Here is a 12812-nt window from a genome sequence, read left to right as displayed (position 1 = left end):
GACCGTATGGTCCTGGGCTCCGGCCCTGACAATCCTGTAGTGAACGGCCCCGCTGAAAGGATGCTGGTCATGGCCCGACGACTCCGCTTCAACGGCACGGGCAGCGGCGAGGGTGGCTGCCCTGCCGTGCACGAAGACCTCGACTCGGGCGAGATCATCGTCCACGGACCGCGCCTGACCGACCCCGAGGCCCTCGCCCAGCTCCAGCACCTGGGCGAGGGCGAGGTCCCGATCGTGGTGCCCCGCAACACCTTGGTCGACTTCGGGCCGAAGGAGCGCGACCCGGTGCCGCGGACCCTCGCTCCGGAGCAGTTCGGCAAGCTCTTCGAGAAGTTCCGGCACAGTGCCTGGCACCCGGAGATGCGCGGTCGCTACGCGTCCGACGAACTGACCCAGACCTACGACCAGTTCGTCCGGGGCAAGACGCCCGTCTGGGATCTGGACTCCCCGTGGAGCCGTACGATCCGTGCGAAGACCGAGGACGGTGCGTATGTCGGGCGGGTCCGGATCGTAGACAGTCCTCCGACCACGGGCCAGCTGTATCTGCTGGCCCATGGCGACAAGAACGCGGCGCTCGGCGAGGATGTCCGCAGCATGTGGCGCGAGGACGCCCAGCAGGTCGATCTGCCTGACGAGGATTTCTGGATCTTCGACGCACACCTCGTCGCCGTCCTCGTCTTCGATGATGATGACAACCTCACGGGTGCCGAACTGATCACGGAACCGGCGGCCGTGAACCAGTACAACCGACTGAGGGACGTCGCACTGCACTACGCCGTTCCTTACAAACAGTTCGCGGCGAACATGGCCGCGAAGGAGGCGTAGAGCAGGTGTGGCCCGGTGAGCACGGACTATCAGAAGGCCCGCGAAATCCTCGGAACCCGACTGAGGGAACTGCGGTTCTCGGCTCCTGACGGCCGACTCACCGGCACTGCCCTCGCCACGCGGCTCGGTTGGCCCGGCTCCAAGGTCTCCAAGCTGGAGCTGGGCAAGCAGACCGCCACTCCCGAGGACCTCCGGGCATGGGCCGAGGCGTGCGGCCAGCCCACTGCGTACGACGAACTGCGCTCCCGGCTCGCGGGGTTCGAGTCACACATCCGCTCATGGCGCCGACAACTGGTCGGCGGGCACAAGCCTGTTCAGGACGCCCACAACCAGGCGCAGGCCGGTTCGAATGTGCTGCTGGCCTGGGGGTCCTCGTGGATCGTCGGCGTTCTGCAGACTCCCGACTACGCCCGCGCCGTGCTCACCCGGTCCGCCGAACTTCACCGGTCGCCAAACGACATCGAGGCCGCCGTGCGCTCGCGCATCAAGCGTCAAGAACTGCTGTACAGCGGGGGCCGCAAGTATCACATCCTGCTCTGGGAACCGGTGCTGCGCTCCCTGATCTGTCCGCCCCCGGTCCTCGCCGCCCAACTTGACCGGTTGGCAGGCGTGATCGGCATGGACACGGTCGAGCTGGGCATCGTGCCGCTCGCGGCGGCGCTCAAGGTTCCGCCGGGGCCGGGTTTCTGGATCTACGACGATCGTGAGGTCGTCACCGAGACCTGGCACGCCGAACTGTGGCTCGACGACTCCGACACCGTTGCTCTCTATCACCGCACCTGGAAGACCCTCCGTGCGTCGGCCGTGTACGGGGCCGAGGCCTACGGCGTGATCAGGGGCGCCCGCCGTGCGCTGAACCCGGTATGAGTGCGGTGGGGGTCAGCGGCCCAGGAAGATCGGGTTGGTCAGGGCCGCCAGGGCGCCGGGGACCGTGCCGGCCGCTGTCTCGTGGCGGAGTTCCGCGCGGACGTACGCGGCGTACGACGGGGTGGTCCGCCATTCGACCGTGCCGGAGCCGGCCACCGGGAAGGGGTCGGTGGTGAGGAGGACGCCCTGGTCGGTGACGAGGCGGACCGTGCAGCGCGGGACGCCGGAGGCGTCCAGGCGGACGGTCACCGGGGTGTCCGCGCCGACCGCCAGGCGTTCGCCGATGCCCGCCCGCTCGCCGCGGCCGCCCGTCGCCGTGAAGCTCAGCGTCACGTTCTTCGACTCGGCGATGTAGGAGCGGCCCGCGCGCAGGCCCTCCTGGATCGCCTCGCGGGACAGGTCGTCGGCGAGGACGACCGTCTGCGGCAGGCCCACGGCGTCCGGGTCCCGGTGCGCGTCGCTGTTGCCCATGCCCGGCAGCCACTGCCCGCCGTCCCGCACCGAGGCCACCAGCGTGGCGTCCCACGCGGCCAGGGCCACCTCGTCGTCGGGCGTGTAGGGGCCGTTCCAGACCTCGACCGCGTCCGCCTCGCCGAACCCGAACTTCCAGGCGCAGCCGACACAGGTGGCGTGCGGATGCGCGGGTACGACCAGACCGCCGGCCCTGCGGATCTGCTGGGCGAAGCGGCCGAAGCGGTTGTCCCGGGCCCGGTAGCGCCAGTCGACGAAGGTCCCGGGGTCCGTGCCGAGGGCGACCACGTGCCCGTTCCTGGTCGTGACCTCCTCACCCAGCATGATCAGCAGGTCGTCGCCGGCCTGGTCCGCCCAGTGCGCGTGCGCCGAGTGCGTGTTGTGCTCGGAGGAGTTGATGAAGTCCAGCCCGGCGGCCCGGGCGAGGGCCGCGATCTCGGCGGGGGTGCGGCGGCCGTCGGAGTGCCAGGAGTGCAGGTGGCAGTCGCCGCGGTACCAGGCGCGGCCCCGGCCCTTGGCCCGGGAGGGCGGGTGGACCGGCCGGACCGGGGTGCCGGGCTCGCCGTACGTCAGCGTGATCGCCAGCTCGTACGTCAGGCCCTGTGGGGCGACCGTGTACGGGCCTAGCGCGACGTACCAGGTGCCGGCGCCGACGGGGCCGGGGACGTACCCGGGGGTGGCGTCGTCGGCGCGGACGAAGAACTCCGTGCGCGCGCCGCCCGACCAGCCCCGGAAGCCCTTGCCGCCGAGACCGGTGCCGTGCTGGTCGAAGAGGCCGATGTCGAGCGCGTTGCCGGCGGTGCCGGCCGGGACGCCGGGTCTGTCGTAGGTGTAGGAGACCCTGATCTCCCTCACCCCGGAAGGGACTTCGAACGGTACGTACACGAAGTCCGGGGAGCCGGGGGGCAGCGTGCCGCCCACCGTCGCCGTCTTCCGGGTGCCCGGGTCCTGGCCGTCCGCCGCCGCGAAGCTCACGCTTCCCAACGTAAGGGCTGTCGCCGCGCCCGTCACGAACAGCGCGCGCCTGCCGATGCCGTGCGTGTCCTCACACATACCGCCCACTGTGCCCTCCGGGGATGAACCCCACGGGAAGGGAACGGGGCGGGGCGGTGCGCGGGCGGAGGGGGAGGAGAAGAAGGGCCATGGCGAGGCCGCCCGTGCCCGCACCACCGGTCCGCCCGAGGCCACCCCCGCCCGCACCACCGGTCCGCCCGAAGCCTCCCCCGCCCGCACCACCGGTCCGCCCGAAGCCTCCCCCGCCCGCACCACCGGTCCGCCCGAGGCCCCCGTGCCCGCACCGCCGGTCCGCCCCGCCCGCACCGGGGTCTCCGGGGCCACCCCCGCCCCGGCCGAACCGGCGGAGTCCCTCCGTATGCTCGAAGAATGACGACTTCCGCGACCTCCGGAACCGGATCCACCGACCGCCCCCGCGGTACCGGCCCCACCGAGAACTCCATGCGTCGCGCCCTCAAACGCGCCCGGGACGGCGTCGCCCTGGACGTCGGCGAGGCCGCCGTCCTGCTCCAGGCCCGCGGCGCGGACCTGGACGACCTCGCCGCGACCGCCGCCCGGGTCCGTGACGCGGGCCTCGCGGAGGCGGGCCGCCCCGGTGTCATCACGTACTCGAAGAGCGTCTTCATCCCCCTCACCCGCCTGTGCCGCGACAAGTGCCACTACTGCACCTTCGTCACCGTCCCCGGCAAGCTCCGCCGGGCCGGGCACGGGATGTTCATGTCGCCGGACGAGGTCCTCGACGTCGCCCGCAAGGGCGCGGCCCTCGGCTGCAAGGAAGCCCTGATCACCCTCGGCGACAAGCCCGAGGACCGCTGGCCGGAGGCGCGCGAGTGGCTCGACGCGCACGGCTACGACGACACCATCGCCTACGTCCGCGCCGTCTCCGTCCGCATCCTGGAGGAGACCGGGCTGCTGCCCCACCTCAACCCCGGCGTGCTGACCTGGACCGACTTCCAGCGGCTGAAGCCGGTCGCCCCGTCCATGGGCATGATGCTGGAGACGACCGCGACCCGGCTGTGGTCCGAGCCCGGCGGCCCGCACCACGGCTCCCCGGACAAGGAACCCGCCGTACGGCTGCGGGTCCTTGAGGACGCCGGCCGCTCCTCGGTGCCGTTCACCTCGGGCGTCCTCATCGGCATCGGCGAGACGTACGAGGAGCGCGCCGAGTCGCTGTTCGCGCTGCGCCGGGTCGCCCGCTCCTACCACGGCGTCCAGGAGCTGATCATCCAGAACTTCCGTGCCAAGCCGGACACCGCGATGCGCGGCATGCCGGACGCCGAACTGGACGAACTGGTCGCGGCGGTGGCGGTGGCGCGGCTGGTGATGGGCCCGGCGGGCAACATCCAGGCGCCGCCCAACCTCGTCGACAGCGAGTACGCGCGCCTGATCGCGGCCGGCATCGACGACTGGGGCGGGGTCTCCCCGCTCACCATCGACCACGTCAACCCCGAGCGCCCCTGGCCGCGGATCGAGGAGCTGGCGCGGCAGTCGGCGGCCGCCGGCTTCACCCTGCGGGAACGTCTCTGCGTCTACCCGGAGTTCGTCCGCCGCGGCGAGCCCTGGCTGGACCCGCGGCTGCGCCCGCACGTCGCCGCCCTCGCCGACCCGGAGACCGGCCTGGCGATCCCCGACGCGGTGGTCCAGGGGCACCCCTGGCAGGAGCCCGAGGAGGTCTTCACCGCCTCCGGCCGCACCGACCTCCACACGGCCGTCGACACCGAGGGTCGTACGGCCGACCGGCGCGACGACTTCGACGAGGTGTACGGCGACTGGGGCGCCCTGCGCGAGGCGGCCGCCCCCGGCATGGCACCGGAGCGCATCGACACCGACGTCCGCGCGGCCCTGGCCACCGCGGCCGACGACCCGACGAAGCTCACCGACGCCGAGGCGCTCGCCCTGCTGCACGCGGACGGCCCGGCGCTGGACGCGCTGACGCGGATCGCCGACGACGTCCGCCGGGCCGCCGTCGGCGACGACGTGACGTACATCGTCACCCGCAACATCAACTTCACCAACGTCTGCTACACCGGCTGCCGTTTCTGCGCCTTCGCCCAGCGCCGCACCGACGCCGACGCCTACACCCTCTCCCTCGGCCAGGTCGCCGACCGGGCCCAGCAGGCCTGGGACGTCGGCGCGGTCGAGGTCTGCATGCAGGGCGGCATCCACCCCGACCTGCCCGGCACGGCCTACTTCGACATCGCGAGGGCGGTCAAGGAGCGGGTCCCCGGCATGCACGTGCACGCCTTCTCGCCGATGGAGGTGGTGAACGGCGCGACCCGCACCGGCCTGTCGATCCGGGAGTGGCTGACCGCGGCGAAGGAGGCGGGCCTGGACACCATCCCCGGCACGGCCGCCGAGATCCTCGACGACGAGGTCAGATGGGTCCTCACCAAGGGCAAGCTGCCCACGGCCACCTGGATCGAGGTCGTGACGACGGCCCACGAGGTGGGCATCCGCTCCTCCTCCACGATGATGTACGGCCATGTCGACCAGCCCCGCCACTGGCTCGGCCACCTGCGCACCCTGGCCCGCGTCCAGCAGCGCACCGGCGGCTTCACGGAGTTCGTGACCCTGCCCTTCATCCACACCAACGCCCCCGTCTACCTGGCGGGCATCTCCCGCCCGGGGCCGACGATGCGCGACAACCGGGCCGTGACGGCGATGGCCCGCCTCCTCCTCCACCCGCACATCCCCAACATCCAGACGAGCTGGGTGAAACTGGGCGCGGAGGGTGCCGCCGAGATGCTCCGCTCGGGCGCCAACGACCTGGGCGGCACGCTCATGGAGGAGACCATCTCCCGGATGGCGGGCTCGTCGTACGGCTCGTACAAGTCGGTCCGCGACCTGATCGCCGTGGCCGAGGCGGCCGGCCGCCCGGCGAAGCCCCGGACGACGCTGTACGGCGAGGTCCCCGAGGAGCGGCAGCGGGCGGCGCGGGCGTCCGACGGGCATCTGCCGGAGCTGCTGCCGGTGCTGGACTGAGCGGCGGGCGGCCGGGCGGCGCACAGTACGATGATCCGACCCCTGTGCGAATCGGTAGGGGGCCTCATAACGGAGGAGATGCGTACCCGTGGCTGCCCGACTGCTGCCCTCCTGGGTCTGGGTCACCGGTCTGACGGCGGGGGCGACGGTGGCCGTCGTCCTCCTGGCCGTACAGGCCGACAAGGGGCCGCACCCCACGGCCGCGACGGTCCGCCCGTCCGCGAGCGCGTCGGCGGGCGCCCACCCCTCGGCGTCCCCGACCCCGGCGGCGTCGGCCCCGGACATACCGGCGGCCTCGGGCACCGGCCGCCGGGTCGTCTACTCGCTCGGCGACAAGCGGGTCTGGCTGGTCGACGCGAGCGACAAGGCGACCCGCACGTTCACGGTGTGGCCGGGCACGGTGAGCCCCGACCCGGGCGCCTACACGGTCTCCAAGACCCTTGCGTCGACGACCGGTTCGGACGGCGTCCAGATCGAGCACATCCTCTACTTCGCGGCGAAGTCGGGCCTGTCGATCGCCTTCTCCAACGCCGTCGACGGCTCGTCCCCGCCGCCCGCCGCCGGCAAGCAGACCAGCGGCATCCGCGTGCACAAGGCGGACGGCGCGGCCCTGTGGACCTTCGCCACCGAACCGGACACCAAGGTCACCGTCGTGAAGTGACCGGCTGCCGAGGACCGGCTGCCGAGGACCGGCTGCCGAGGACCGGCGGCCGACGATCGGCAGTCGGCAGCCGACGGCCGGCACGTGACGTCGTCAGGAGATGGCGCGGAGTCTCGGGGAGCGGCGGAGTCGCTCGACGGCTCCGGCGCTCTCCTCGTCCGCGGGCAGGAGCACGACCAACTGCTGTGCGTCCTCGGTGATGTCGAGCGTCACGCGCCGCAGCCGGAGCCCGGCGCCCGAGGGGTGCCGCAGCCGCAGGACCCCCCGGGCCGGAACCGTGTGCCGGTTCATCCGGCGGGTGAAGTCGGCTCCGGCGACGGGCGCGAGCTCCGCCGTGAACCACTCGCTGTTCTCGGCGGACGGCCCGAGCCACAGGTCGAAGGCCTGCTCGTCGGCGACGGTGTCCCAGTCGGGGAAGAGGTCCCGGGCACGTGGGTCGGTGAAGACGTACCGGGTGAGATTGGGGACCTCGGGGTCCAGCAGCCCGCTCGCGCCCATCACCGCCTCGTACGCGGAGGTGCGGGCGAGGATGTCGCCGAGCCGGTTGGTCACCAGGGCGAGGCCCGGTTCGAGGAGGCGGAGGGTCTCCCGCACGGCCGGCCGCACCTCGCGCAGCGGCGGCGCGGGCTCGTGGCGCACGGCGCACTCACCGCCGGTGATCTTCGCGAGGTAGCGCAGATGGGCGCGTTCGGCGGGGTCGAGGCTGAGGGCGTCGGCGAGGGCGTTGACGACGGCCACCGACGGGTTGCGGTCCCGGCCCTGCTCGATGCGCGTGAGGTACTCGACGCTGACACCGGCCCGGTTGGCCAGGTCCAGGCGCCGCAGCCCCGGCGACCGGCGGCGGCCGCGCTCCGGCAGCCCGAGCGCCTCCGGCTGGATGCTGTCCCGCTTCGCCCGGACGAAGTCCCCCAGTGGTGAGCCCATGCCGTCGAGGATAGGCAGGGGCCCGGCGCTCAGCGTGGCCCTGCGGGGGCCAGCCTGGGCGCGGTCTGGCCGGCCGGACGGCCCCGCCGCAGGCTGAGGGCCATGGACAACGACACACACAAGCTGGTGATCCTGGTCGGCAGCGTCAGGGAGGGCCGGTTCGGCCCGGTGGTGGCGCGCTGGGTCGCCGAACAGGCCGCCGGGCACGGCGCCTTCGGCGTGGAGACCGTGGACCTGGCCGCGTACGACATCCCTCTCGCGCTGCCCGCGGAGTCACCGAAACACGCGGGCGAGGCCTACCCCCGTCCGTCCGGAATGGCGGGCCTGACGGCCGCGCTGTCGTCGGCGGACGCGTTCGTCGTCGTCACTCCCGAGTACAACCACAGCTACCCGGCGGCCCTGAAGGCGGCCGTCGACTGGCACTTCACCCAGTGGACGGCCAAGCCCGTCGCCTTCGTGAGCTACGGCGGGGCGGCGGGCGGCCGGCACGCGGTGCTGCACCTGGAGAACGTGCTCACCGAACTCCACGCGGTGACCGTGCGGGACGGCCTCGCCTTCCCCGACTACTACACCGGCTGGCGGGACGGCCGCCCGCTGGACGCCGGTGCGGCGGGCTACGCCAGGACGCTCCTCGACCAGCTCGCCTGGTGGGCGAGGACGCTCCGCACCGGCCGGGAGACGTCCCCCTACCCGGCCTGATCCCCGCGCTCCGTCAGCCGTACGACGACCAGGGCGATCCCGGTGAGCACCAGCACCCGGGTCGCCGCGTCCAGGCCGTTCCAGGTCTTCGACTGCCACATCGCGAACCACTCGCCGCCGATGGCGACGAACCCGGCGCCGAAGAGCAGCACCAGCATCAGCAGCCCGTACGTCGACAGCCGCCGCGCCCGCGCGTCGTCGTGCCGCAACCACAGCACGGTCCCGGCGATCAGCACCAGCGCGGCGAGGGTCTCCCACACGATGATCAGCACGTAGGCGGTGTTCTGGAGCCCCTTTCCGGTGACCGCCCGCCACATCAGGTCGTCGTCCTTGAACGTCGTGTCCATGGCCAGCACATGCTGGACGAACGCCTGGTTGGTGCCGAAGTCGGTGATGTTCCCGAGGGCGACGAGGGCGGTGTAGAGGGCGACGGTGCCGGTGAGCACGGCGGCGGAGAGCGAGAGCGCACGAGGCGAGCGGGAGGTGGACATGACACCCTCCTTCCCGCTCCCCGCCGCTCACACCCCCTCTGGGTGAGGAATGCCGCAGGCGTTGACCGGGCATACCTTCCGCCACGGATCGTTGAGCCCTGTTGGGGGGTAGGGCATGACCGGGGACGGGCATTTCATGTATTCCGCCGCGACGGCCGCGAGTCCGGGTTTTGTGGGCCGCTTGACGCTTTCCTTCGTGGTGATTCTGATCTCCACGGGTCTTCAGCTCCTGCTGAAGATTTCCTCGTCGGACAGTTCGGGGGCGTCGCCGATCGACAAAGAGGATGCCGTCCTCTGGAAAGACTGGTACGGCTCCGACTCCTCCGGTGTGCCGCACAAGTGGCGGGGGATCGTGATACCGAACGTGCTCAGTGCGATCAGCATCGTCGTGGCCATCGTCTTCGGCGTCAACTTCGCTCAGTGAGGCATGTATGCGTACGTCGGCCTTCGCGCCCCTGCTGCTCTGTGCCACCTACGTCGCGGTCTGTGTCTACGCCATATCCATCTACGCGGGAGCATTGCAGGCCCTCATGCTCATCGGGGCCACGGCGAGCCTGGCTGTCGTCTGCTCCGTCGCGTACGTGGCCCTGGTGAGGCATCATTATGTACTTGAGTTCATTCGTGTACGCAGAGCGGGACGCGAATCCTCCCCCGAATGGCAGGAGGCCTATTCCCGGCGGGCACTTCAATTCACTGAGCGTGAAAGGATCAAGCTGATCGCTTCCATACTCAAGAACCTTCATTTTCCGGGTGGCGAAGCCGACGGGATGGCTGAATGGATCGTCAATGCCGCCAGGCAGGAGAGTGACTTTCCGCAAGCGCAGATGCAAGCTATAGTCAGGCTTCTTGTCGAACGAGTAGGCCGACCTCGCTGATCACTGACCGTCAACGCCTCGCGAACGTGACGAACTCGGCCCACGGAGCGCCGCCGAACGCGAGCCGAGCGCCCTCCTTGTCCTTGGAGCCCCGGACGTGGACGGTGGTGTCGGCGGGGGATATGGCGAAGCGACTCCCGGGGCGTGAGAGCCTGCGCCCGGATCATGCCATAGCGCATTTCCAGGATCTGTACTTCCCGGGGATCGCTGATCATGCGACTGTGCAGCTGGGCCTCGGAGTGCCCCAGCGTCTTGCCGCCCGGGAGTTTCACCAACTGGAGCGAGCCGCCCATCCCTGCGTGGTCCTCGCGGTCCGTGGGCATCACGGAGATCGCCACGCTGGGTGACATGATCCGGAAATCTCTTCCCGAAGCACCCGCTCCCACATGCCACTTCACGGTCCAGTTGTCGTCGACACGAAGGGGTGCCCGACTTGCGCGACTGTTCACGGAACGCCAACTGGACGACTTGGGGCTGCCGCACGACGCGGCGACGCAGGTGGTGGCCGAACTGGCGTCCAATGCGGTACCGCACGGGCGCGTCGCCGGACGGGACTTCCAGCTCGGGCTGCGGCTGCGAGCCGACCGCACGCTCCGTGTCGAGGTGACCGACGCCCGTGGTGACCGGGTCCCGCGGGGTCCCGGCCGGGAGGCCGACGGCGCGGAATCGGAATCGGGGCGCGGTCTGCTGATCGTAGCGGCGTACGCGAGACGCTGGGGTGTGGCCGCGGCCCCGGCCGGCGCCAAGACCGTGTGGGCCGAACTCGCGCCGGGGCACGGGGAGAGGTGACCGGCGGCGACGGGGGCGACGGGGGCGACCATGGTCACCCGCCGGAGTGAATATGCCGAACTCGACCGGCGTGGGGAGTCAGTTGTACGACAGCGTCTGCCGAGTCAGGTCTGCACATACTTCGGCCCTGTCGGGACCGCCATCTCGTTACGAGGGCCTGATCGGCAAGGAAGCAGCTTCTTCCCGATGATCGCTGAGTGTATGAGTGGCCCCGCACCGAGAACTTCACCGAGTTACGTGACAAGCGCTGCCAAGGCGTCGTGCCGTCGGCTGTCCGGGTACCGTACGAGGACCGAGCCACCCGCACCGGAGGCCACCGTGAGCGCCCAGAACGACGGCCCGATCGAACCGCTGATCCCCATGCCCGAACTCACTCCGGACGCTTTGCGGGCGGCGGTCGTACGGATCGCCCCGAGTCGGGTCCCGGCTCTCACTCAGCACCTCTTCGAGGCCACGACGAACGCGCAGCAGACCCAGAGCCTCGCGCCACTGAGGGCTTTCGTGCACTCGTGGGCCGTGTTCGTGGCGATCCAGCGCCATCCGGAACGCGCCGCGCGTCTGCGTGCGCTGGAGCGGATCGTGGACGCGGGGGAACAGGACCCTGCGGCCGCCATCGCGGAGATCCGGGCCATCCAGGAGGCTGCCCGGGCGGAGGCCGGACTGTGACGGACTGGGCCTGGGACTACAACCCGAGCGCCGAGTACGTCATGGACGGGCTGCCGCCCGGAGTGGTGGCAGAGGTGGAGCGCCTCGCGACCGAGCTGGCTGACCTCGGACAGGACTCTGTGAAGGTCGGCAGGCCTCTCGACCGGGAGGGTGGGCTGCGTGAATTCGACATCCTGGGCGGTCGGGGATTTATCAGCTTCCTGCCGGTGCCACGCCACGAATGCGTCTGCGTCTGCAACGTCACCTGGTACGGCTGACCTTTTCCCCTTCGGCTGAAATCCGGTCACCCGGCAGCACACAACCCACACGTCGCCTACCTGACCGCACCCTGAACCGACCGTTCCCGGTCGATTACAGTGCTGGGCGGTCGTGCGTACGGACGGTGCCCGTGAGGAGGTCATGGTGGGTGCGACATCGGATGCCGTCTGGGGTCGAGCCGAGCAGCAGGACTTCCGGAGCCGGGTGCGGGGCGCGTTGCTGGGGGCCGCGGTCGGGGACGCGCTCGGGGGCCCCGTGGACGTGCTGACCCTGGAGGAGATCCGGGCGGCGTACGGCGCGGAGGGCCTCGTCGACCTCGGCTTCGGGTACGGGCGGCGCGGGGCCGTCACCCATCACACCCAGCTCATGCTCTTCACCGTGGACGGGCTGATAAGAGCCCAGGTGAGGAGGGACACGGGGGCCTGGCACCCGCCCACCGACCTGCACCGGGCGTATCTGCGGTGGGCGGCCACCCAGCGGGACTGGGGGCCCGACGAGCGGCGCAAGGACGACGGGTGGCTGGCCCGGGAGGAGTGGCTGTACGCCAGGAGACAGCCCACGAGGTCGCTGCTGCTGGGGCTCGGGGACGAGAACATGGGGACCCTGGAGTCGCCGAAGAACCCCGACGACATGGGCCCGGAGGCCGTCGCCCGGTCCGCGCCGTTCGGGCTGCTGGTCGGGTGGGAGCCGCAGCTCGTCGTCCAGTTGGCGGTGGAGTGCTCGGCGCAGACGCACGGGCATCCCACCGCCTGTCTGTCGGCCGGCGCGTACGCCGTCATCGTGCACGCCCTGGCCCGCGGCGACTCCCTCGACGGCGCGGTGCAGCGGGCGCTGGCGCTGCTCGCCGCCCGGCCCGGACACCAGCCCGTGTCGGACGCGTTGCAGCACGCGCTGGGCGCCGTACGGCAGGGGATGCCGTCCCCGGCCCGGGTGGAGGAGCTGACGGGGGACGGGGCCGCGGACGGGATGCTGGCGGCGGCCGTGTACTGCGCGCTCGTCGGCGAGGACGTACGGCACGGGCTGTGCCTGGCGGTGAACCAGGCCGGGCCCTCCGCCGCCGCCGGGGCCCTCACCGGCGGTCTCCTCGGCGCCCTGCACGGCGAGACGGCCCTCCCGCCGGCCTGGGTGGCCGAGCTGGAGGGCCGTCCCACGATCCTGGAACTGGCCGACGACTTCGCGATGGAGATGACCCAGGGCCCGGCGCTGCACGGTCCGGCGGGCGCGGCCCCGGGCTGGCTGGCCCGCTACCCACGCGGCGCCTGAGCCACCCGCCGGGCCCGTGCCGCCCGT

At 71.5% G+C, this 12812-nt stretch carries 16 protein-coding genes and 1 pseudogene; 12 read left to right on the top strand and 5 right to left on the bottom strand.

Annotated elements, in window-relative coordinates:
* Nucleotides 1–69 precede the first annotated feature (69 nt).
* Both ACZ619_RS30215 and ACZ619_RS30210 read left to right on the top strand, forming a co-directional pair.
* Nucleotides 70–825 (top strand): DUF6879 family protein, encoded by a 756-nt coding sequence (locus ACZ619_RS30215; RefSeq protein WP_469605470.1) that lies wholly within the window; start codon nt 70–72, stop codon nt 823–825.
* Between the two features lie 15 nt (nt 826–840).
* Nucleotides 841–1692, top strand: a complete 852-nt coding sequence (locus ACZ619_RS30210; protein WP_469605467.1) for a helix-turn-helix domain-containing protein — start codon at nt 841–843, stop codon at nt 1690–1692.
* A 12-nt stretch (nt 1693–1704) separates the two neighbouring features.
* On the opposite strand, the gene ACZ619_RS30205 is transcribed toward ACZ619_RS30210, so the two are convergent.
* Nucleotides 1705–3216 (bottom strand): CehA/McbA family metallohydrolase, encoded by a 1512-nt coding sequence (locus ACZ619_RS30205; protein ID WP_469605464.1) that lies wholly within the window; start codon nt 3214–3216, stop codon nt 1705–1707.
* A gap of 10 nt (nt 3217–3226) precedes the next feature.
* Here ACZ619_RS30205 and ACZ619_RS30200 point away from each other — a divergent pair, with 10 nt between their 5' ends.
* The 3 genes from ACZ619_RS30200 to ACZ619_RS30190 all read left to right on the top strand — a co-directional run bounded on the left by ACZ619_RS30200 (nt 3227) and on the right by ACZ619_RS30190 (nt 6820).
* Complete coding sequence (locus ACZ619_RS30200) at nt 3227–3550, top strand: hypothetical protein (protein ID WP_469605462.1); 324 nt, start codon at nt 3227–3229, stop codon at nt 3548–3550.
* Nucleotides 3547–6159 carry a bifunctional FO biosynthesis protein CofGH gene (locus tag ACZ619_RS30195; protein ID WP_469605459.1) on the top strand — a complete coding sequence of 871 codons (2613 nt, stop codon included), beginning with the start codon at nt 3547–3549 and terminating at the stop codon, nt 6157–6159. Before ACZ619_RS30200 ends, ACZ619_RS30195 begins: the two co-directional genes overlap by 4 nt.
* 88 nt (nt 6160–6247) lie before the next feature.
* Complete coding sequence (locus tag ACZ619_RS30190) at nt 6248–6820, top strand: hypothetical protein (protein ID WP_469605458.1); 573 nt, start codon at nt 6248–6250, stop codon at nt 6818–6820.
* Between the two features lie 93 nt (nt 6821–6913).
* Here the strand turns inward: ACZ619_RS30190 and ACZ619_RS30185 are convergent, their stop codons facing one another.
* Entirely contained in the window at nt 6914–7744 is an 831-nt protein-coding gene (locus ACZ619_RS30185; RefSeq protein WP_469605456.1) for a helix-turn-helix domain-containing protein, read from the bottom strand.
* Nucleotides 7745–7846: 102 nt separating this feature from the next.
* On the opposite strand from ACZ619_RS30185, the gene ACZ619_RS30180 reads away from it, so the two are divergent.
* On the top strand, nt 7847–8443 hold the full coding sequence (locus tag ACZ619_RS30180) for an NADPH-dependent FMN reductase (RefSeq protein WP_469605453.1): 597 nt from the start codon (nt 7847–7849) through the stop codon (nt 8441–8443).
* On the opposite strand, the gene ACZ619_RS30175 is transcribed toward ACZ619_RS30180, so the two are convergent.
* Nucleotides 8431–8934 carry a DUF2165 domain-containing protein gene (locus ACZ619_RS30175; RefSeq protein WP_469605450.1) on the bottom strand — a complete coding sequence of 168 codons (504 nt, stop codon included), beginning with the start codon at nt 8932–8934 and terminating at the stop codon, nt 8431–8433. The two genes, ACZ619_RS30180 and ACZ619_RS30175, sit on opposite strands and share 13 nt — an antisense overlap.
* A gap of 115 nt (nt 8935–9049) precedes the next feature.
* Here ACZ619_RS30175 and ACZ619_RS30170 point away from each other — a divergent pair, with 115 nt between their 5' ends.
* Nucleotides 9050–9358: a hypothetical protein gene (locus ACZ619_RS30170; RefSeq protein WP_469605447.1), complete on the top strand. Its 309-nt coding sequence runs from the start codon at nt 9050–9052 to the stop codon at nt 9356–9358.
* A gap of 7 nt (nt 9359–9365) precedes the next feature.
* Nucleotides 9366–9809, top strand: coding sequence for a hypothetical protein (locus ACZ619_RS30165; RefSeq protein ID WP_469605762.1), 444 nt, complete (start codon nt 9366–9368; stop codon nt 9807–9809).
* 10 nt (nt 9810–9819) lie between these two features.
* Here ACZ619_RS30165 and ACZ619_RS30160 read toward each other — a convergent pair whose 3' ends face one another.
* On the bottom strand, nt 9820–9933 hold the full coding sequence (locus ACZ619_RS30160; protein ID WP_469605745.1) for a DUF397 domain-containing protein: 114 nt from the start codon (nt 9931–9933) through the stop codon (nt 9820–9822).
* Nucleotides 9923–10147, bottom strand: a pseudogene (locus tag ACZ619_RS30155) (Scr1 family TA system antitoxin-like transcriptional regulator); the annotation flags it as partial. The gene ACZ619_RS30160 and the pseudogene ACZ619_RS30155, both read right to left, overlap by 11 nt.
* Before the next feature lie 10 nt (nt 10148–10157).
* Between ACZ619_RS30155 and ACZ619_RS30150 the strand changes: the two are divergent.
* The 4 genes from ACZ619_RS30150 to ACZ619_RS30135 all read left to right on the top strand — a co-directional run bounded on the left by ACZ619_RS30150 (nt 10158) and on the right by ACZ619_RS30135 (nt 12785).
* The gene (locus tag ACZ619_RS30150; RefSeq protein WP_469605445.1) at nt 10158–10598 is read left to right on the top strand and encodes an ATP-binding protein; all 441 of its coding nucleotides are present in this window, start codon (nt 10158–10160) and stop codon (nt 10596–10598) included.
* Between the two features lie 318 nt (nt 10599–10916).
* Nucleotides 10917–11264 (top strand): DUF6247 family protein, encoded by a 348-nt coding sequence (locus tag ACZ619_RS30145; protein ID WP_469605442.1) that lies wholly within the window; start codon nt 10917–10919, stop codon nt 11262–11264.
* Complete coding sequence (locus tag ACZ619_RS30140) at nt 11261–11521, top strand: hypothetical protein (protein ID WP_469605440.1); 261 nt, start codon at nt 11261–11263, stop codon at nt 11519–11521. Before ACZ619_RS30145 ends, ACZ619_RS30140 begins: the two co-directional genes overlap by 4 nt.
* A gap of 145 nt (nt 11522–11666) precedes the next feature.
* On the top strand, nt 11667–12785 hold the full coding sequence (locus ACZ619_RS30135; RefSeq protein ID WP_469605743.1) for an ADP-ribosylglycohydrolase family protein: 1119 nt from the start codon (nt 11667–11669) through the stop codon (nt 12783–12785).
* The last annotated feature ends 27 nt before the right edge of the window (nt 12786–12812 follow it).

The organism is Streptomyces sp. NPDC104367 (genome assembly GCF_055583825.1).
This window is presented reverse-complemented; position numbering and strand designations above follow the sequence as displayed.

Coding starts and splice junctions, on each gene's coding strand:
- ACZ619_RS30215 (WP_469605470.1), top strand. CDS start 70: ATGGCCCGACGACTCCGCTTCAACGGCACGGGCAGCGGCGAGGGTGGC.
- ACZ619_RS30205 (WP_469605464.1), bottom strand. CDS start 3,216: ATGTGTGAGGACACGCACGGCATCGGCAGGCGCGCGCTGTTCGTGACG.
- ACZ619_RS30195 (WP_469605459.1), top strand. CDS start 3,547: ATGACGACTTCCGCGACCTCCGGAACCGGATCCACCGACCGCCCCCGC.
- ACZ619_RS30185 (WP_469605456.1), bottom strand. CDS start 7,744: ATGGGCTCACCACTGGGGGACTTCGTCCGGGCGAAGCGGGACAGCATC.
- ACZ619_RS30180 (WP_469605453.1), top strand. CDS start 7,847: ATGGACAACGACACACACAAGCTGGTGATCCTGGTCGGCAGCGTCAGG.
- ACZ619_RS30175 (WP_469605450.1), bottom strand. CDS start 8,934: ATGTCCACCTCCCGCTCGCCTCGTGCGCTCTCGCTCTCCGCCGCCGTG.
- ACZ619_RS30170 (WP_469605447.1), top strand. CDS start 9,050: ATGACCGGGGACGGGCATTTCATGTATTCCGCCGCGACGGCCGCGAGT.
- ACZ619_RS30165 (WP_469605762.1), top strand. CDS start 9,366: ATGCGTACGTCGGCCTTCGCGCCCCTGCTGCTCTGTGCCACCTACGTC.
- ACZ619_RS30150 (WP_469605445.1), top strand. CDS start 10,158: ATGATCCGGAAATCTCTTCCCGAAGCACCCGCTCCCACATGCCACTTC.